Source organism: Methylobacterium sp. 4-46, from assembly GCF_000019365.1.
Taxonomy (GTDB): Bacteria; Pseudomonadota; Alphaproteobacteria; order Rhizobiales; family Beijerinckiaceae; genus Methylobacterium.
The window spans coordinates 5468754-5487781 of the sequence record NC_010511.1; the positions used below are offsets into that span (position 1 = coordinate 5468754).

Annotated in this window: 17 protein-coding genes, 1 tRNA gene and 1 pseudogene; 6 read left to right on the forward strand and 13 right to left on the reverse strand. The window is 64.5% G+C overall.

Translation table 11 applies throughout. The features are described 5' to 3' along the window. Positions 1-675: 675 nt before the first annotated feature. From M446_RS23975 to M446_RS24010, 9 genes are all read right to left on the reverse strand, one after another. Complete coding sequence (locus tag M446_RS23975; protein ID WP_012334699.1) at positions 676-1989, reverse strand: O-antigen ligase family protein; 1314 nt, start codon at positions 1987-1989, stop codon at positions 676-678. 191 nt (positions 1990-2180) lie between these two features. Further along, entirely contained in the window at positions 2181-3365 is a 1185-nt protein-coding gene (locus M446_RS23980; RefSeq protein WP_012334700.1) for a glycosyltransferase family 4 protein, read from the reverse strand. A gap of 407 nt (positions 3366-3772) precedes the next feature. After that, positions 3773-5125, reverse strand: coding sequence for a DUF4910 domain-containing protein (locus M446_RS23985; protein WP_012334701.1), 1353 nt, complete (start codon positions 5123-5125; stop codon positions 3773-3775). A 105-nt stretch (positions 5126-5230) separates the two neighbouring features. Then, positions 5231-6526 carry a class I SAM-dependent methyltransferase gene (locus tag M446_RS23990; RefSeq protein WP_012334702.1) on the reverse strand — a complete coding sequence of 432 codons (1296 nt, stop codon included), beginning with the start codon at positions 6524-6526 and terminating at the stop codon, positions 5231-5233. A gap of 307 nt (positions 6527-6833) precedes the next feature. Next, positions 6834-7451, reverse strand: a complete 618-nt coding sequence (locus tag M446_RS23995) for a dTDP-4-dehydrorhamnose 3,5-epimerase family protein (protein ID WP_012334703.1) — start codon at positions 7449-7451, stop codon at positions 6834-6836. Between the two features lie 139 nt (positions 7452-7590). Then, on the reverse strand, positions 7591-7734 hold the full coding sequence (locus M446_RS38310; RefSeq protein ID WP_012334704.1) for a hypothetical protein: 144 nt from the start codon (positions 7732-7734) through the stop codon (positions 7591-7593). A gap of 243 nt (positions 7735-7977) precedes the next feature. After that, positions 7978-9381, reverse strand: coding sequence for an undecaprenyl-phosphate glucose phosphotransferase (locus M446_RS24000; protein ID WP_043701582.1), 1404 nt, complete (start codon positions 9379-9381; stop codon positions 7978-7980). 114 nt (positions 9382-9495) lie between these two features. Beyond that, positions 9496-10161: a Crp/Fnr family transcriptional regulator gene (locus M446_RS24005; RefSeq protein ID WP_012334706.1), complete on the reverse strand. Its 666-nt coding sequence runs from the start codon at positions 10159-10161 to the stop codon at positions 9496-9498. A gap of 380 nt (positions 10162-10541) precedes the next feature. Beyond that, the gene (locus M446_RS24010; RefSeq protein WP_012334707.1) at positions 10542-10775 is read right to left on the reverse strand and encodes a hypothetical protein; all 234 of its coding nucleotides are present in this window, start codon (positions 10773-10775) and stop codon (positions 10542-10544) included. A 290-nt stretch (positions 10776-11065) separates the two neighbouring features. Here M446_RS24010 and M446_RS24015 point away from each other — a divergent pair, with 290 nt between their 5' ends. The 6 genes from M446_RS24015 (at position 11066) to M446_RS24040 (ending at position 16457) form a co-directional block, all read left to right on the forward strand. Next, the gene (locus tag M446_RS24015) at positions 11066-11575 is read left to right on the forward strand and encodes a MarR family winged helix-turn-helix transcriptional regulator (protein WP_012334708.1); all 510 of its coding nucleotides are present in this window, start codon (positions 11066-11068) and stop codon (positions 11573-11575) included. 11 nt (positions 11576-11586) lie between these two features. Next, positions 11587-12363 (forward strand): DNA alkylation repair protein, encoded by a 777-nt coding sequence (locus M446_RS24020; RefSeq protein WP_012334709.1) that lies wholly within the window; start codon positions 11587-11589, stop codon positions 12361-12363. 21 nt (positions 12364-12384) lie between these two features. Then, a complete protein-coding gene (locus M446_RS24025; RefSeq protein WP_012334710.1) occupies positions 12385-12726 on the forward strand; it encodes a DUF6616 family protein in 342 nt (113 codons plus the stop codon). Positions 12727-13166: 440 nt separating this feature from the next. After that, positions 13167-13688, forward strand: coding sequence for a hypothetical protein (locus M446_RS24030; RefSeq protein ID WP_012334711.1), 522 nt, complete (start codon positions 13167-13169; stop codon positions 13686-13688). Next, positions 13681-15540, forward strand: a complete 1860-nt coding sequence (locus tag M446_RS24035) for a B12-binding domain-containing radical SAM protein (RefSeq protein WP_012334712.1) — start codon at positions 13681-13683, stop codon at positions 15538-15540. The genes M446_RS24030 and M446_RS24035 overlap by 8 nt, the downstream gene beginning before the upstream one ends. Before the next feature lie 14 nt (positions 15541-15554). Continuing rightward, positions 15555-16457: a DMT family transporter gene (locus M446_RS24040; protein ID WP_012334713.1), complete on the forward strand. Its 903-nt coding sequence runs from the start codon at positions 15555-15557 to the stop codon at positions 16455-16457. Between the two features lie 39 nt (positions 16458-16496). Here M446_RS24040 and M446_RS39495 read toward each other — a convergent pair. The 4 genes and pseudogenes from M446_RS39495 to M446_RS24055 form a co-directional block, all read right to left on the reverse strand. Then, positions 16497-17153: pseudogene (locus tag M446_RS39495) on the reverse strand (AraC family transcriptional regulator); the annotation flags it as partial. A gap of 70 nt (positions 17154-17223) precedes the next feature. After that, complete coding sequence (locus M446_RS39760) at positions 17224-17646, reverse strand: hypothetical protein (protein ID WP_150108726.1); 423 nt, start codon at positions 17644-17646, stop codon at positions 17224-17226. A gap of 735 nt (positions 17647-18381) precedes the next feature. Next, positions 18382-18456, reverse strand: a tRNA-Gly gene (locus tag M446_RS24050). Positions 18457-18553: 97 nt separating this feature from the next. Beyond that, complete coding sequence (locus M446_RS24055; protein WP_012334715.1) at positions 18554-19024, reverse strand: NUDIX domain-containing protein; 471 nt, start codon at positions 19022-19024, stop codon at positions 18554-18556. Positions 19025-19028 lie beyond the last annotated feature (4 nt).

A 19028-nucleotide genomic window follows, 5' to 3' on the forward strand; every position in this document is an offset into this window, starting at 1 on the left:
AGCGTATTCGCAAGGGCGGCGCTCGCATGTCCGGCCCAGATGACGCATCCGCGCAGCTTGGCGGTGCGTTGGCCGACATATATCGATCCAAACTGACGATCAAGCCTTTCGTTACCAGCCCCCGGAATGAGGCAGAATTGCGCGTAAGCCACCTAAAGGTACGGCAGAATACAATCAGTACTGCAGATGCCTGTGCTGGCTTCGGAATCTGGCGACCGCTGCCATGGGGAGATGCCTGGGGCGGCGCGCCGCGCCCGCGGTCGCGCGGAGTTGCCGGAACGCCTCTGGGGACGGTTCGGTCCGGCCGCGCTGCGGCGACCGGCCGCGGCCAAGCTGGCCGGAGGAACGGCGCGCGTCGGCCTCGCCAAGGGGGGCGCGGGCCGCGGAGGACCCGCCAGGGTGACCGCCCTCCCCCTCCCCTGCGCGATCCGCCTGGCGGAGCCGGGGGGGTCCGCCCCATCGCCGCCGGCACGCGCGGCGGAGCGGCGACCAGGGATCCGCGCGGAGTGCGGGGCGGCCGCGGGCCGGCGCCGGCCAGCGCGCGCCTCGCTTCGCAGCCGGTCAGCCGGAGGTCGTCGGGCGAGGCGGCGGCGCGGGAACGGCACCGTCCGCGGCGCCTCGGAGCCGGGCGCGGCGGACGGGAGCGACGGCGAGCCGAACGGCCGCCGGGTCGCCTCAGGGACGAGGCGTCGGGGTCGCCACCAGGGCGGGCTCGGGCCCGTCCGGGAGCAGGCCGCCGGCGCCGTGTCCGGCCGGCTCATCCCCGCGGCGCGCGCGGGCGCCGTACTCGCGCGCGGGCTCCGCGCCCAACCGCCGGGTCGTCCGCCCGGCATAGGCGAAGAACAGACCCATCGAGGAGAAACTCTCGATCAGGTTCTCCGAGAAAAAATAAACACACAGCACCAAGAACAGGACCCTCTCAGGGCCGTTCCCGAGGGATTTCCAGACGTGATAGAGGAAGCAGACGAACACGATGAGACTCGGCAGGCCATACTCGGCAAGCACGCGCAGATAGTCGTTATGCGGGGCCAGCGCCGAATAGGTGAGAGTGATGGTCTGCCCCGGGCCGTATCCGACCAGCCAGTTGGCGGGGTTCGACACGAACACGTCCCAGATGTTCGACCAATGGATGAGCCTGAAGAAGGAGGACAGGTCGGTGGAGCCGGTGAGCTCGACGAGATCCCGGTACGGCATCGACACCAGGGCTTGCGGCTGCATGCTGAAGACCAGCGAGAGGTTGTCCAGCGCGGCGATCACGCGATCGAAGGCTCCGAGCGAGAACGCGGCCACGCAGACGAAGGCGATGAAGATCCCGGCCAGGACCGACTCCTTGCGGACCGGCACGGCGATCCACAGCGTCACGGCAAGCAAAGTCGCCAGAATAGCGCCGATCTTCGTCATCACCGCCGCGTTGATGAGTTGCAGCACGATCGCGTACCGGCCGAGCATAGGAGCAGCCGCGAACAAGATCGAGCAATAGTAGAGAACGGCAGTGTTCTGGTTATAGATGTAGCCGATCGCCTCCTGATGCCCCCGCAATGCGATCTCGATCTCGTAAACTTTGCTCTTCCCGATCGCCATGAAGACGATCGGCAGCGCGAAGAGCACGAGGAGGGAGAACTTCTCGAAGCCGCGGATCGGCGATCGGTCACTCCGGCCCGCCGCGTAAAAAACATAAACCGAGATATATTTGATGAAATCTGACAAAACTAAAGATGTCATGTTGAACAGGGCGCTGATCGTGGCGAAAATGAGTGCCATCAGCAGGAAATTTTTGGCGCTGTGACTCGAGTCGGTGCAGAGGATCGACACGATGAGAGAATACGCCACCAGCACCACGCCGACGCCGACGCTCAGGGCGTTGAAGAGCCCGATCGCCGTCGCGTGATAGATGAAGGTCAGACCGTTCAGTGCGACCAGCGCGGTGCACAGGATGCCGAAATAGCCGCGAACCCACGCGCTCGTGTACGGGCGGTCTTGCTCAGGCATGCGTCGCTGTCCGCATTTCGGGGGATCGGGGCGCGGGCCGGTGACGGCACGGCCTCGCGGGGACCAGGGTGTGGATCGACGCGTCGGCGCGGCGAGCGCATCGTCCGACGAGGGCGGCGCCGGTCTCCCGGGAAAGCGGCAGAACCGAGGACCCGGAGCGGGGCCTGCTCGCGCCCGGAACCAAGCCCGCTCTAGGTGAGCTTGGAGTCGGAGATCTCGGTCCCCGCCGAGGTCGGGTAGGTCGGCGCGGAATCTTGGCCTCCCGTGGCCAGTTCGCGGTAGACTGCCGCGGTGCGGCGGGCGATCTTGGCCCAGTCGTAGCGGCTGGCATCGTTGCGGCGGATGGCCTCGCGGGCCGTCTGGTCGACCGACACGCCGACGATCTCGACCATCTTGGTCGACAGATCCTCGATGTCCCCGACCTTGAAGATCCTCGTCGGATCACTGATCACCTCCCTGTTGGACGGGATGTCGGACGCGAGCGTCGGGATGCCGTAGCTCAAGGCTTCCAGGAGAACGATCGGGAGCCCCTCGTGCGACGAGGGCAGGACGAAGAGCCCGGCATGCGCGTAGAGCTGCGCCAGGGTCTCCCCGGTCCGGTAGCCCGCCATCACCACGTCGGCGTCGCCCGCCGCCTCCGAGGCGAGCAGTTCGGCGTAGCTGCTCGCGTGGTCCGCCTGACCCACGATGACGAGCTTCCAGTCGGCCATCCCCGCCCTGCGGAAGGCGCGGAGGAGGTCGAGCTGCCGCTTCTCGGGAACGATCCTGCCGATCGTGAGCACGTAGCGGCCGGCCCGCAAGCCGAGCTCCCGGATGCGTCCGTCGTTGGTCGGCAGGTCCGGAACCTCGACGCCGTTCGGGATCAGCTCGCAGGTCAGCCCGTACTTCGACTGGATCAGATCGCAGATGTTGCGGCTGATCGCGATCCGCTTGTTGGCGAACTTCATCCCGAGATACTCACCGAGAACCAGGACCGAGCGCGCCGCCCGACCCCATTTCTCGCGGTTGTAGTCTTCGCCGTGATGGGTGACGACGACCTGCAAGCCGAAGAGGCGAAGCAGGGGCGTGACGAGCGCCGGACCGATGCCGTGGACGTGGACCAGCCGCGGCCGGCGGAAGGCCGCGACCAGGGCGCAGGCGACCGAGTGCATCAGGGTCTCGAGGTAGGTCTGCCGGACCGTCCAGATCCTCAGCAGCGTGACACCCTTCCAGGTTCGCTCGCGCGGCGTTCCCACGTAGGGCGACCGGCTGCAGGCCGTCACGGCGAAGCCGAGCTCGACCAGCCTGGGGGCCAAGTGCTCGACATGGGTCTCGATGCCTCCTTGTACATTCGGAAATCCGCGAAAGCCAAATACGAAGATGTCGCTCTTTCTCATCTTGCTCTGCTTTCATGAACGTATTGTCTGCATCGTGTCCGTGACATGCGCAGCAGTTCCGGGTGCAGCCGCAAGTCGGGGGCAGCGACGTCGGCGTATCGTCATTTCGCAGTCGAGTTCACATCGAGTGGGGACTTGCCGTCCTGCCGGCGCCATAAGCGTGAGCATGACAGGCACATCGGTCCAATAAGTGATATTCGGCCCGGTGGCGACGAAGTTGACGGGCGTCAAATTGCTGGCCCTGTTCAGCGCCCGTGCGGTCGAGAGCTTGTCGCGACGCGTGATCGGGGGCGGTTCGGGGCTCCGGCCGCACCGTCACCGCCGCGCGGGCCGATCATGCGCGTGCCCGTGTGCCGAACTCGGTCGCAGCCGGCCGCCCCTCGCCGCGCCCGGAACGCCGAATCCGGTCAGGCGCTCGTCACCGTGACCGGGGATGCCGACCAGGAGCCGGGCGCGCCCGCTCCCGCGGCGAGGGCGGGCGCGTCGACGGCCCGGAGCAACCCCGCCGCCTCCAGAGATCGCAGGGCCGCCTTCACGGTCTCCCACGGCAGGCCCGCGCGGCTCGCGATGTCGAGCACCGAATGCGCGCCATCCGACATATTGAGCAGCCAGAGCAGCGCCATCCGGTAGTCGGAGGCGTTCCCTCCCCCGACATTCTCGTAGAGATCGTACTTCCCGAGTCTCGGCTCGCAGAACGGCTTCTGGTTCACGTAAGCGAGGTTGTTCTCGAGGACGTCGATGACGGACATGACCTTCAGGGCCGAGTCGCGCAGCGAGGCCGGCCGGACGAAGCCGAGATCGTCCCCGGAGGTGTGATACTCGGCGAACTCCCCGTGCGGCGTCCGCATGAAGCACCCGACCGGCAGGTTGATGCCAGGCGAGCAGAACTGCCGCTCGTCGTAGCCGTAGGGCGAGAAGGGCCGCAGGCGAAATTCGCCGCCGCCCTGACCGAGCACGTAGGCCCAAGCGCGGTCGATCTCCGCCTCGCCGCCGCGGCTCTGCTTGTAGGTCGGCGCACCGCCGTCACCCACGCAGGACATCACGAAGCCGTGCTTGATGCGGTCGAGACGCGCGTGATTCAGGGCGAGCCACGTGATCGACCCGATCGTGCCTGGGATGAACAGGAAGCGGTACGAGTAGCGCAGGTCCATCTCGCTCAGCCGCTGCGCGACTGCGGTCGCCACGGCGATTCCCGACAGATTATCGTTGGCGAGCGACGGATGGCAGATATGGGTCGAGATCAGGACCTCCTGCGAGGACCTACCCTTGATCAGGAACTCGCCGTACGTCAGGTGACCGGGTGAGAGAGTCGAATCGATGCAAACCTCGTACTCGTCATCGTGCATGCCGTCGAGCTGGTCCTGGCTGAGGCAGAATCCCCAGGTCGGCGCATAATAGGACGTTCGATACGGGATCGATCCGCGCGACAGGGGATCGGTATGCAAATGCGTCTTGAGTTCGGCGAGACCGACCGTTCGCCTGATCGGCAGGCTGTAACTCACGACGTGCAAGTTCGAGCGATTGAAATCAACGATGCGAGTTCCGCTCCTGTCCTTGATGTAGGCGTCCCTGATGTTCCACTCCAGCGGAACGGTCCAGTCGAACACCTCCAGCCCGGAGGGAACCTCGACGACGGTCAGGGGCACGAAGCGCGACAGGGCCCTGAGGGTCTCGCGCACGCCCCTGCCGGTGATGCTTCGGCAGATCGGGTAGAGTTCGGCGACGAGGTCGAACATCGCCGAACCGCCCTCCGACGCCATCAGGCGCGGCGCCGCGTCATCGAATGGCCTTTCGGCTCTCAGGCTTTGATTGACCATGCGATCCACTTTGCTGCCGGAGGCACGTCCATGCGGGCGAAGGCGGGCTCAGGGCACGACCTGCGGATCCGGGATCGGGATGATGAACTGGCAGCCCCACTCGCGCGTGAACGACAGCTGCTCGATGATCTCGTCCTTCAGGTTCCACGGAAGGATCAGGATGTAGTCCGGCTTCGTGACGCTGATCCGCTCGGGCTCGTAGATCGGGATGTGGGTGCCCGGCAGGAAGCGTCCCTGCTTGTAGGGGTTGCGGTCGACCGTGTACTCGACGAGCGTGGCGTCGACGTCGCAGAAATTGAGGAGCGTGTTGCCCTTGGCGGGGGCCCCGTAACCCACCACGCGCTTGCCCGCCCGATTCACCTCGACGAGGAAGTCCCGGAGCCGGCGTTTGATCTGCGTCGCCTGCTCGGCGAAGGTCAGGTAGGTGCGGATGTCCGACAAGCCGGCCTTGATCTCACGGTCGCGCAGCTCGCCGAGGCGCGCGGAGATCGGCTGCTGTCCGGTCTTGGCGTTCTGCGCGAAGATCCGCAGTGAGCCGCCGTGCGTCGGCACCTCCTCGACGTCGAACACCGTCAGCCCGTGCGCTGCGAAGACCTTCTCGACCGCGATCAATGAGAAGTACGAGAAGTGCTCGTGATAGATGGTGTCGATCTGGCGCTCATCGTAGAGACGGAGGAGGTGCGGGAACTCCATCGTCAGCACGCCTTGCGGCTTCAGGAGCGTCCTGAGCCCGCTCACGAAGTCGTTCAGATCCGGGACGTGGGCGAGCACGTTGTTGCCGATCAGCAGATCCGCCTCGAGCCCCTCGCGGCGCAGCGCCCGCGCGGTGCGCTGACCGAAGAACTCCACCCGCGTCGGGATGCCCCGCGAGCGCGCCACCGCGGCGACGTTCTGGGCGGGCTCGATGCCGAGCACCGGGGTGCCCTTCTCGACGAAGTACTGCAGGAGGTAGCCGTCGTTGCTGGCGATCTCGACGACGTGGGAGGTCTGGTCGATGCCGAACCGCGCCGTCATCGCCTCGACGTAGTCCCGCGCGTGGCGCAGCCACGACTCGCTGTAGGACGAGAAATACGCGTAATCGCTGAATATATTTTCCGGAGCTTCCCACTCCTCCAACTGAACCAGGAAGCACTCGTCGCAGACAAACACCTTCAGAGGGAAAAACGGCTCGTTCTTGGAGAGATCTTTCTCCGTAAGATAGCTGTTGGCCAGAGGCGAGAGACCGAGGTCAACGAATACATTGCTGAGTTTGGTCTGACAGAATCGGCAGTGCGCTGTCCGGTTCGAAGGCGTGTGCGATTCGTGCTTGCCGGTGTCCAAATCGACGCTCTCGAGATCAAGCATCCAACCTCTCCTGTTCAGACATAGTGTCTGCTGAAAATGACATACTTGTTTGGGCCTCAGCTTGAGTTGACGGCCGTCAAGTCGGCGGTCCGGTTTCCGCAGGAGGTTCGGCCGCCGCCCTCGTTCTTCTGAGGGAACCGGCCCGCTCCGGCCCGGGCGCGCGCGCTCACCGCCGCGCGCGGCGCGGCACCGCGGCCGCGAGGCCCCTCCCCGTCCGACCGGGCGCGGCCGGCGTCGGGACGATTCCGCCGCCCGGCGCGTGGTCGGACGACGTGGATCCCGGTTCGTCGAAGACAACGCGGCACCGTCACCGGCCGAGAGCAGCGTCCGACTGCGACGCGATCGGGCGCGGCTCCGGGCCGCGCAGCGCCATGCGCGACCGCACCGCGTCCTCGACCTCGGCGAGCGCCGGCCACTCGGCGTCGCGCCTGGATATCACCTCGACCGGGATCGGCCAGGGAATCGCGAGCCGCGGATCGTCGTGGACGAGGCCGCCCTCCCCGTCGGGCGCGTGAGGTGCGGAGATCATGTACATCACTTCGCTATCGTCCTCCAAAGTGATGAAGCCGTGCGCGCACCGCTCCGGAATGTAGAGGCAGCGCCCGTTCTCGGCCGACAGTTCGGCACAGAGATGGCCCAGGTAGGTCCGCGATTCCGGGCGGAGATCGACGACCACGTCGAAGATCCTCCCGCGAACGCAGCGCACGTATTTGGTCTCGCTGTAGGGCGGGTACTTGAAATGCATGCCGCGAAGGGTGCCGCGCTTGATGTTGTAGCTCAAGCTTATTTGCGGAATGTGATGGATCAGGCCTCGCTCAGCGAGTTCCTGGGTGCAGAAGATGCGGGCGAAGTGACCTCGCTCGTCGCGCCTCGGATCGATGTCGACGATGTACACTCCCGAAAGGTCAGTCTCGGACACGATCATGGGCGGCGAATCCTCGATTGAACCGTGGACGTCGGGCGCCGGCCGCGCGTGCGCGCAGGATCGCGTCGCGCCCCCGTCGCCGGCGAACTCTCGAACCGCGCGCAGGTCCGCGCGCAGCCGCGGCACCGCCGCCGCGGCACTAGCTCAGCAACCGGCGCAGGACGTTCACCAATGCCCATAGCCAGAGCAGCGTCCAGCCGACGACCGAGCTGGCGGCGAAGGCCAGGATGATGACCACCAGCTTCGACCATAGCAGATCATGTCCGATCGGTTGTTCAGGCACGGCAGCCTCCCTTGTGCGCGCCGCGCCGCGAAGTTTGGCGCGGCGTTGCGGACGCGGATGAGCACGCGGCACCGACGCGGTCGGCCTCGGGGTCGCCTCAGGACGGGATCCGGCCCCGTCGCGCGCGGATCCGCTTCCTTTCCGGCGCGCTCTCCGCGCGGGAGCGCACGGAAATGCCGGCCGGCTTCTCCAGCGCGCATCAAAGCCGCGGCCGGACCGACGACCCATTCGGCAAGGAGTTGCTCAGTAGGCGCTCTCAGACTTGAGAACCCGCAGGACCGTCAGCAGGATGATGCGGATATCCAGCCAGATCGACCAAGATTCGATGTACCAGAGATCGCTGTCGACCCGCTGCTTCATCATCCTGAGCTCGGGCGTCTCGCCCCGCAGGCCGTTGACCTGCGCCCAGCCGGTGATGCCGGGCTTCATCTTGTGCCGCGCCGCGTAGCTCGCGATGAGGCGGTTGTACTCGTTGTCGTGCGCGAGGGCGTGCGGGCGCGGCCCGACGATGGACATCTCGCCGCGCAGGACGTTGAGGAGCTGCGGCAGCTCGTCGATGCTCGACTTGCGCAGCCATCGTCCCAGCGCCGTGACGCGCCGGTCGCCCCTGGTGGCCTGGACGATCACCGCGCCGTTGTCGCAGGTGGTCATCGTTCTGAACTTGAAGATCGTGAACGGCCGGCCGTTGAACCCGGTGCGGGTCTGCCTGAACAGGACCGGGCCCTTCGACTCGAGCCGGATCGCGAGCGCCACGATCGCCATCAGCGGCGCCAGGAAGAACAGGCCGGCCGCCGCCAGGACGCGATCCATGAGGTTCTTCGCGCATTGCTCGGTGACGCTCAGGGGCGCCCGCTGAAGCTCGATCACCCTGATCGGCCCGAAATTGAACGCGGGGTGGGAGAGCACTTGATTGGCCCGCATATCCGGCGCGAGCTTGACCGAGACCGGAAGAACCTGCAGCTGACCCTGGACTTCGAAGATCAATTCGGATCTGTTCCAGGGTATCACCAACAGGATTTCCTCGACATCGTGCGCCCGCACGAAATCTACGACGTCCTTGAGGACATCTCGCGCCCGATCGAGCCCGGCATCCGGATCCTGGGCGTCGAGAAGAACGAAATGCTTGGGCGTCGTGTACTCGTACTTGTTGATCTGCTGGAGATAGGGATGGCTCGCGGCCTCCAGCGAGTAATCCGATATGATGACCCGGTACGAACTCAGGGCCCGCTGCTCGGTGACGTGGCGGCAGAGTTTGACCGCCGACAGCTTCGACGCGACGACCCCGACTCCGCCGAAGGCGAACACCGCCAGCAACTCGCCGTAGGTGAGCCACGTCCCCACCCTGAGAAAATACACGAGCAAGGACAGGAACAGGAAGCTGGCGACCCAGGTCGCCAACGATTGCTGGATCTGCCACCTCAGCTTCAGCAGGTTCGGGGCCGCGTACAAGTTCGAGGTCTGCCCGAAGATCGAGTAGGTGACCGCCAGGGCAGCGCTCGACGGCGCGCAGTGGCTCCAATTCGACGCGACTGACAAGTCGCGCCCGTTCAGTGCCGACAAGCAGATGGTGCCCAGAGTCACGATGAAGACGATGTCGACGAGGGCGATGATCGGCGAGAGAACCCCGAGCGAGCCGGGAACGCTCACGGGCTCTGCGTCTTCTCCTTGCTTGTAGCGCGGCAACTCGTCGGCGAGGATCAAACGTCGCGTGATGTTCATCGTCCCAACCCAATATCCTCAAGGCCTGCAGGCGATCACCCATCAATCCCCGGCGATGTGATGGAGGCCCGGCAGGTCGAGGAACCGGATCGTCTTGCGGTTCGGCATGTCGATCAGGTTGCGCGCTTTCAGCTCCGCCAAGGTGCGGCAGACGGTTTCGAGGGACGTGCCGACGTGGTCGGCGATGTCGGCCCGCGAGATCAGCAGCCGCTGCGCGGACGGCAGCTTGGGATCCCTGGGCAGGTGCTTGCGTATCGTCAGGAGGAAGGAGGTGATGCGGGCCATGCCGCTCTTCTGGCTGATCTGCGAGACCAGCGACAATGTCTCGGCGAGAACCTGGTGGACGCCGCACCGCTCGCCGCTCTGACAGATGTTCGAGACCGCGGAGAGACGGACGCGGCAGTTGGTGACGGCCTCCGCGGTGAAGTGCTGGCAATCGGCCTGCGACGGCATCACCACGTCGCCGGACCAGAAGAAGGCCAGGATCTGCCGGTTCCCGTTGTCGAACAGCCGAACGGCGCGCACGACACCCTCGACGATCTCGATCTTGTGGGCCTGCGTATCGCCCTCCCAGAACAACGCGCGGCCGCGCGGGATCAGTGATCCCCTCGAGTGCGGTTGGATCAGTGCGGAAGTTCTGGGAATGTCGGTGTGATGCAGCGGGATGGATTTTGACCAAGCCGACTCGGTCGTCGCGAGAGCGCTCATTCCTCAGCCTCGTCATCTCAGGATTGAGTCAAGGCTTGCACGCGGAGGTTGGGAAAAAAACCCGTGCTGATGCTCTAGCCGCACACTGCGAAACGTGTAGCCGCGATGGCATAGGCCAAGTGGCTTAAAATCTATGCGGAAGGCCTCTGCGCGCCGGACCGGGATCCGATCCGCGGCGCCGTCCCCCCGGACCGGACGGAGCGGGGACGCGGTCGGCCGGGCGCGGGCCCCGGGCCCGTCCCGGGGCGAGGGCGCGACTCGCCGGACCATGGTCGCGTTGACCAGTTAACATCCCGTTAACGGTCGACTCGCGCGGCGATCGGCGCCGCGCCGGGCCCGCGTCCCGGCGCCGGATCGCCGGATCGCCGGCCGGGCGAGGCTCACCCCCGCAGCAGGGCCGCGGCGAATTCGCGGTCGGCATGCTCGACCTGTTCGGCGAGCAGGCGGAGGTAATTCGCCGTGGCCGCCGAGCCGTGCCGGTCGACGTAGCTCCTGAATGCCACCTCGCCCATGGTCTCGAGCGCCACGATCTCGTCGCAGCCTTTGCTCACGAGGTGCTGAAGCGCGAATTCCCACGCGTGGTGGGCGCGCTCACGCTGCTCTCCGACGTCCATCCCTGACCTACTCGACCGAACTCATCGCGTGCGCGCACTCTCTCCGCACTCGATGGCGAGAAAATGGAGGCAGGACCGTCGCGATGCATCGGCCGCGATTGCTCCGTCGTCGTGCTCGGCTGGGAGCCTGTTTGAGCGCCGTCGGCCGGGCGCGCCGATCTGCTTTCCGAGATCGCCGTGGCTTCCGCCCGGCAGGGTGAAGGGAAAGCAGATGGGCACGGACCGTCAGCGGAGGCGTCACGGGGCGCGCCCGAAGGGTGTCGCGTCGCTTGACGATGGTTAGGTGCCATATGAAACGGTTGGAGCGGAAGCACCTCGCGTTGCTCAAGGAGGCGGAGCGGCGGTCCATTGCCGGGACGGACAACATGCGCTCCTGTTTCGAACTGCTGGCGCTGGCCGATGCGATCGACAGGGATTGCGCCAGCCGCCTCGCACCTTTTCGCCTGTCCGAAGGTAAGTTCGTCCTGCTGTTTCTTCTCCGCAGCCAACCCGACGGACTGTCGCCGCACGAGTTGGCGGCGAGAGCCGGCGTAACGCGGGCAACGATCACCGGTCTTCTCGATGGTCTTGAGCGTGACGGTTTCGTCGCGCGGCGCTCCGGTCTCGACGACCGCCGCAAGATCGCGGTCGTGCTGACGGGGGCCGGACGGGAGATCACCCACGAGCTCTTCGATCAACACAGCGCGTGGATAGCCTCACTGTTCGCCGGGTTCACGGCCGCCGACCGCGAGGCGCTCACCATGCTCCTCCAGCGTATCTGGAAAAACGTCGATGCCGCCACCGAGCCGCGAGACAGCTAGGAGGTGTGGAGGTGCGCAAGGCCAAGCCCGCAGGGCGAAAGGTCACGGACATTCCTGCCGATCGACTGGCGCAACTCAATACGGGTGCGGCAGCGAGGACGCTCACCGAATGCCTCGCGGTCGACTTCGCAGCTCTCATGGGGCACGTGCTGCCCACGATCGGCAGCGACGCCCTCACCGGAATGAGGCAGGCAGCGGCAACCGGCATTTCAAGACGAATGCCGCTCGCTGCCCGCTTGATCGCGGACCATCTCGGTCCTTCAGGTCTCGATGACCTCGGCACGCACGCGTCCGACACGGTGCGCGGCTGGTGCTGTTTCATGATCGGCCTGCCCGGGGCAACCGACCTCGCAGACCGCCTCGACGCGATCCGGCCCTTTGCCGACGATCCGCATTTCGGCGTTCGCGAATGGGCCTGGATGGCGCTTCGCCCGCATATCGCGGCCGAATTGGAGCGGGCCGTTGCCCTCCTGGCGGACTGGACGGGGGCTCCATCCCCCAATCTTCGCCGGTTCGCGTCGGAAGCGACGCGGCCGCGCGGTGTCTGGTGCAGCCATATCGGGGCGCTGCGCCACCGCCCCGAATTGGGGCTCGCCATTCTCGAGCCGCTCAGGGCCGATCGATCCAGCTACGTGCGCGACTCGGTCGGCAATTGGCTCAACGATGCCAGCAAGGACCGTCCGGATTGGGTGCGGGAGTTATGTGCCCGCTGGACTGCCGAGAACCCGACCCCGGACACCCTGAATCTTTGCCGGCGCGCGCTCCGCTCGCTGCATCCCGACCAGTGATCCTCTCGGAGGAGGCAGAACGTGTCTCATTATCTCATCGAACTCTACACAGCCAAGCCGGCGTGGCTCGCCCTTTCTCAGGACGAACGAGAACACTTCCTCTCCGCCATCGATTCCGCCATGCCGCTGTTGTCCAAAGCTGGCGTCGAGCCGATGACCTTCGGCAGGGTCGATCCCTCCCAACGGCATCCCGCTTCCCACAGCTTCTACGCCGTGTGGCGCTGCCGGGACGAGGCCGCGCTCGAAGCGCTCGTGTCCGGCATCGCCCAATCGGGTTGGCACGACCATTTCGATACGATCAATGCCTGCGGTGAAGGAGTCGGTCTCATCGACCATCTCTCGCAACTCGGCGACCTCGCATAGGCCAGATCCTCCGACGCAACGGCGATCGCTTCGCGGCGCGTCACCAAATCCATCACCGGCGCTTCTCATAGCAACGATCAATCGTCATGATTGCTGGTTCCGTTCCGGATTCTCATCAAGCGATTTGCTCGTGTCGAAACCTTGAGAGGGGCGACGGTCCGATGCCCCGGCATTCCGGGAGGTTGGCATCGGAGCCTGCATGACTATGGCCGACTGCATTGATGTCGCTGGTCGGCCTGAATGAGCCTGCCGGATCGCATCGCTGCTCCGGCAGCATCGCCCGCGACCGCGGCGTGAACCCAGACATGCACTTCCACTTCATGCAGCCGATGCTCGCGCCGGCTTCATGCCCGAGATGTAAAGCGTCTGACGTTTTTTGAAACACATTTTCAAAGTTGAAGACAAGCCTGCTTGCTAGGGTGCCCTGGAACCGACCGTCCTTGCCGAAGGGCTTCGTCGTGCAGGTGAAACGCACCGTCCGCGTGATCAATGTCTTATACGACATTCAGGACGCCCTTGGCGACGAAGTCATGAACTTCCGCCCGATCATGGGACGTGTCCGGGAGGTACGTGACAGCGGCCACCACGCGATCATCGCGCTGCATCTGGCTCACTCCGCCAATACGGATTCCCGTCATGTCGGCACGGCTGCCTCTTGCGCGATCGCGGCCGTCGCACAGACGGTTGCCCTCGCCGAGCTGCACAGAGGCCTCGAACTGTCAAACTTCCTCGCGGCGCAAATCATCGTCGATCCTAGCGGGCATCAGCAATTATCGTTGGTCAACTTGACCAAGACCATCGCCAATCTCCTGAGATGCGGCGCCGTACCGATCGTATCCAGAAAGGTCGATGTCCTCCCATGCGCTGCCTCTCAGCGAGGTTATGAGAAGGCCTTCCTATTTGAATCAGCGTTTTTCGAAGAACTCACGCAGTCTGTCGGATGGAGAATGGCCCGTGCTTAAATTTCTGACCGACGGGATATCGTTACGCCCCGACACCAACCGGCCACCACTGCAAAGTGAGCTCGGGCGCAAACTCACGGGCGGCGAACTCCCCGACTCGATTTCGCAGTTGCGTGTCAAAGCGGATCCGACGGCGGCCGCGAAGGCCAGAATCTTGCTGCTGATCCCGCACTACACGCGGATCAGGCGCCCCCTCGACGTCGTCGCGGACAATCTGGTCAAGAAGGGGGGGCCGCATCTGAGCAGAGACCTCAAGCTGGTGCGGGATCTGCAAGCCGAGGGCATCACCTACATAGAAGAGATGAAACGGGCAGGCGTCCCCATGGGCCTGCTGCGCGTGGGCACACAGGCAAAAGCACAGGGATATGCCGTCAAGATCGTTGATGGAGCATATCAAGGATGGAATAACGAGCGCCACGCGTTTACATCTTCGGAAGGCAGCGAAATCTGGAGCTACGGAATCAATAATGATGCGATGAGCAGGACTATAAAGGAGTTCGAGCCGCACATCGTCGGAATATCTTGCGACTACAGCCACCAGTGGGGCAACAATCGTGCCCTCGCTGACCTGGTCAAGGGTATCGACGAAGACATCATCGTGATCATGGGTGGAACGCATGTGTCTGGCTTGCCGGAAGACGCGTTGCGCGATTGCCCGGCAGACTACGTCGTCACTCAGCAAGGTGATGTGACATTTGTCGAACTGCTCGAGGCGCTCCGCAAGAACTCCGCGATCGAGGACGTCGCAGGGATCGTGTTCCGCCGCGGCGGAGCAATCGTCCAGACGCGCCCTCGCGGATTTCTGCCGACCATGGATCTGTTTTCACAGCCGGATTATTCGTTGGTCGATTTCAGCCTCTATGACAGCCCCTTCCACTCAGGCGGCAAGCGCCAGGTCGATCATGGCCACCTCACCTACGGCTTTACGACGATCGGGTGCGACGTGCGCTGCACGTTCTGCACGATCCCGCGAGTCCAGGGAGGGTGGCTCAAGATGAACGAGGTGTCCTTCGACAAGTACCTCGCCAAATTGGTCGAGATTGGCATTACTGAGTTCATCGTCGAAGACGACCATTTGTTCCACGATCCCGAATGGGCGTTGAAGGTCTGCGACCTTCTGGAGAAATATAAATTGCCTTGGTTTGAGGAGGGCGGCGTCGCGTTATTTTCGTTGATTGCGCTGCTGCCGGAAGTGAGTGAGGACTTCATCCTCGCGAAGACCGGTCGCGAGAAACTCTTCGAGCCTCTCTTGAGAGCGAAGAGGTCGGGTCTCACCCTCGACCGCATGGTGAAACGAATGCGTGAGAGCGGATGCTACAGCCTCTACCTTGCCGTTGAAAGCAGCAACCTCGAGGCGCTTGGAACCGCCAACAAGCCGCCGATCAACACATTCGAATACTATACACAGCGCGTCCTCAATATCTTGTACGACAATGCGATCCACGCCACGGGCGGCTTGATGTTCGGATTCGTGAATCCTACCGCCGGTCGCAAGCTCTACGTGGAGACACGGGAAGACATCGAAAGGACGTTCGAATATGGCCGGTTCCTGATGGCGGCGGGTGCGTCCTACATGAACCCTTTCATCTTCACGCCACTTCCCGGCGCGCCGCATTTTCCGACATTGCGGCCCTACGCGACCACGAATACGGATGAAGGCTACTCGCACGAGTTCGCGACGATGAACGATGCACCGAACGGCGAGTGGACCAAGGATGAATTGAACCTGCTTCGCGTGCGCTCGCTCGTCGAAGTCAACGGCATGGAAAGCTACAGGACCATCCTGCAGACAGGCACATGGCCCATTTCACACAGCGATCCTATCTCGCGGCGCATCAACAGGGCGGCTTGACTGCGGTGCGCAAGATGAAATCGCTGACACACCGCACACGCGCAACAATCGTCGGCTCTTTGGCGGTTGTTCTGTGGTCATCTTTGGCTGCATTGACCATTGGGGCGACGCCAACCCCTCCACTTTTGCTCAATAGCGTGTGCTTCACCATTGGCGGCTTGATCGGATTTGGCTGGACTCTTTGGCGAGGTCATCTCTCAGCTCTCGGTCTGATCAAATGGCCTGTTTATGTTTTCGGCGCGCTGGGTCTGTTCGGGTACCACGTTCTCTACTTCTACGCTTTGCGGCTGGCCCCGGCCGCGGAAGCGAGCCTGATCGCCTATCTCTGGCCGCTCCTCATCGTTCTTTTTTCCAGCCTGCTGCCGAACGAGCGTTTCCGGATCGGCCATGTGGTGGGCGCCCTCCTCAGCTTTTGCGGCGCGGCCCTCATCATCGCCAACCAATCGCTCGATTTCTCGGACACCTACCTCACCGGCTTCGCACTGGCCGCTGCCTGCGCCCTCACGTGGTCGAGCTACTCCGTCGTGTCGCGGCGGTTTGGTGATATACCGACCGAAAGTGTTTTTGTTTTCTGCCTCGTCACCGCTGCTGCGTCTTGGCTTCTCCATGTTTTCGTAGAAGCAACCGTCTTTCCAACCACGTATCTCGGCTGGGCAGCGATCTTCATGCTCGGGGTCGGCCCGGTCGGTACCGCGTTCTACTTTTGGGACGTCGGAGTGAAGCACGGAGACATCCAATTGCTTGGAACCGTTTCGTATGCGGCACCGCTGCTTTCAACATTCATCCTTATCTGTTTGGGCAAGGCCGCGTTGTCCGTCACGCTCGTCCTCGCGGCGCTCCTGATCACCTCCGGCGCCGTAGTCGCCGCGCGTGTCAGCATGCTGAGACGCAAGCCGCCGGGCCGCTCTGAAATCTGATGGCGTGGCACCGTGTCGTCGGCGAAACGCATTCGTGAACGACGACGGGCTTTTGAAGCCGACCTCCAATGCGACCGAGGAAACGGGCCGATCCGATGAAATGAGAAGGTGCTCCGCATGACTAAGCCTTTCCTCCATTTGCAGCCGCTTCGGTGAATCACCGAAGGACCGTCTGATCGCACGGCGGAAAGTCGCCTCTGACATCCCGTTCTTCCTCGCAGCCGCCTGCACGGTCTCCGATATGCCGAAATTCCAGTGTTTTCCGCCTTCCAGCATCGGAAAATCTCGCGGCGAACTCTGCTTTATTAGCTCAATGATGGCCGTGAAGAGGGACGCACACTTGAACAGCTCACCGGGAGCCCGAAAAGACTCCTCCGCGAGGAACTTCATCAATCTTTGATGCGATGGCGTGATTTCGCCTATGACAAATCCACCGCTCTTTTTGTCGGCACAAACTGCCGCATCGGCCTGAATATTGATGACCAGAAAGATGCCATTTCTCGTGCTCTGAAATTTGTGCTCGGTTCCAGGGCCCAGGATGATCGCTTTCGAGGGAGTCAATCGATTGCTTTCTCCTCCGGCGCTCATCTCCATCTCACCGGACACAGGCAGAACAGCCTGAATGTAGCCATGGACATGCGTCTGACTCTGCCGTCCGTAGCTGCGGAAATTGCCTACAATGTCCCGTGTCAGCATGGGAATTCTCCGCGTTTTATCGGGCAGATCGGCTCGATCGCTTTTGCTCTGATGAGGTGCCTTGGAGACGTCATTTCGAGCGCGGATCGTGGATGGGCTTCGATGCAATTCTCGATCCGTCCAGCGCTGAGCCGCGGCGCGGTTCCGGCGTCCGGACGCCGCGACATCGGATGGAGCGGCGCTTGAGAGTTCTGAGGAAGGCCTCGTACGGGCCGCTCCGGCTGGCAACCGGCGCGAAGCAGGGCGTCAGGTCAGGCGCCTGAGCGAACAGCCCCGTGCCCCTTGCGGTCAAGGCAGCGCCATTGTCGGAGAGGTGCTCGGCGGCTCGGCGAGTGCGGGTCGCGGCGAACCGCTTCCCGGCGGCTTCCCGCATCCACCCGGCGACCTCACGGTCGAAGACGTCCGTCACGGGGGCGAGGCGGATGATGTCGCCATCCCGGCGGGCAAACTCCCGCCCATCGGAGCACCAGCGCCGGGTCGAGCGCATCGCCATCCTCGCCATCGCGAATGCGGCTCTCGCGGACCGGCGCATGCTCCCCCCGCTCCATGGCAGTGTTGCCGGTGATGCGGTGAGCCCTTTCGGCGGTGACGACGGGCCGATCGCCGACCCGTCGTTCGCGCTCGAGGAGGGCTGCGATCCGGCGACAGCCATCGGTCGGCCGCTGAGTCACAGGCCTGCGAAGGGCGGGCGGACGCCCTGAACTCGGCCTTGCGGCAGGGTCCGCGCGGCTTCGATCTGCCCTCGCGCCTCTCGGCGAGATGGGGGGCGCCCGGCGCGTCCGCGACTTTCCTCATCGGGCAGGACGAGCCGCGGATCTGGTTCGCGATGCGGCCGATTTTCAGGTCGCGCGCCTTGCGACCGGTCAGGAGGGTTCGCGGCCGCCCCTGGCGGCCCACAGCCGAGCACGACGCGTCGGTCAGGTCGGGCTCATGCCCATCCCCCCTCGCGGTCGGCGCATCTCGATCTTGCATGGTCGGCGAGGCCCGGCTTCGCCCGGTCCGTATCCAAAGCCCGCCCTGGTCTCCATGCACCGGTTCGCAACGGCGGCAGGGCGGCTCGGCATGTCGGCCTTCGGACGGACGCGAACGTGCCACCGCCGCGGTCCAGGTACCGCCGGGGACACGCATGGCGTCGCAGGCAATATGGAGACAAGGCACAGCCGCGCCGGCATTGTCTCCGCATTGACCCAGCTTACGAAAGCCGTCGATCACTGTAGGAAGTATATTTTGGAGCGGGCGAAGGGATTCGAACCCTCGACCCCAACCTTGGCAAGGTTGTGCTCTACCCCTGAGCTACACCCGCTCTCTTCGGCGTTGGCGCTGCGCCGCTGCCGATGGCCGGGATAAACACCATTCCGGCCGGCGGCGCAAGGGGTGCTGCGCCGCTTTTTTCGCGCCGGCTACCAGAGCGGCGCGGGGGGGCGGCCGTGGGCGATCTCGTCGAGGCGCGCCCGGGTCGCCGGGCTCGTCCCGGCCGGGAGCGCCCCGAGGGGGAAGAACCCCGCCTCGGCGATCTCGCGGTCGGGTCGCTTGGGCCCGCGCACCGCGAAGACCGGCGCGACGTAGAGGACGACGTGGTCGCGGCGCGAGACCCGGCTGTTGAAGAAGACCCCGTGCAACCGGGCGGCGCCGGGGTCGATCTCGATTTCGGCCTCCTCGCGGAACTCCCGCGCCAGGGCGTCGAGCGCGGTCTCGCCGGGCTCGACGCCGCCGCCGGGCAGGTGCCAGCCGTCCAGGTAGGTGTGCCGGATCAGGCAGACCCGACCCTCCCGGTCGATGGCGGCGCCGCGCACGCCGAGGGTCATGCCCCGCGAGACGCGCCAGACCAGGTGGGCGCCCCGCGCGAGCAGGCGCTGCGTGCGCGTCGCCATCCGA

Coding starts and splice junctions, on each gene's coding strand:
- M446_RS23975 (WP_012334699.1), bottom strand. CDS start 1,989: ATGCCTGAGCAAGACCGCCCGTACACGAGCGCGTGGGTTCGCGGCTAT.
- M446_RS23980 (WP_012334700.1), bottom strand. CDS start 3,365: ATGAGAAAGAGCGACATCTTCGTATTTGGCTTTCGCGGATTTCCGAAT.
- M446_RS23985 (WP_012334701.1), bottom strand. CDS start 5,125: ATGGCGTCGGAGGGCGGTTCGGCGATGTTCGACCTCGTCGCCGAACTC.
- M446_RS23990 (WP_012334702.1), bottom strand. CDS start 6,526: ATGCTTGATCTCGAGAGCGTCGATTTGGACACCGGCAAGCACGAATCG.
- M446_RS23995 (WP_012334703.1), bottom strand. CDS start 7,451: ATGATCGTGTCCGAGACTGACCTTTCGGGAGTGTACATCGTCGACATC.
- M446_RS24005 (WP_012334706.1), bottom strand. CDS start 10,161: ATGAGCGCTCTCGCGACGACCGAGTCGGCTTGGTCAAAATCCATCCCG.
- M446_RS24010 (WP_012334707.1), bottom strand. CDS start 10,775: ATGGACGTCGGAGAGCAGCGTGAGCGCGCCCACCACGCGTGGGAATTC.
- M446_RS24015 (WP_012334708.1), top strand. CDS start 11,066: ATGAAACGGTTGGAGCGGAAGCACCTCGCGTTGCTCAAGGAGGCGGAG.
- M446_RS24040 (WP_012334713.1), top strand. CDS start 15,555: ATGAAATCGCTGACACACCGCACACGCGCAACAATCGTCGGCTCTTTG.
- M446_RS39760 (WP_150108726.1), bottom strand. CDS start 17,646: ATGGCGATGCGCTCGACCCGGCGCTGGTGCTCCGATGGGCGGGAGTTT.
- M446_RS24055 (WP_012334715.1), bottom strand. CDS start 19,024: ATGGCGACGCGCACGCAGCGCCTGCTCGCGCGGGGCGCCCACCTGGTC.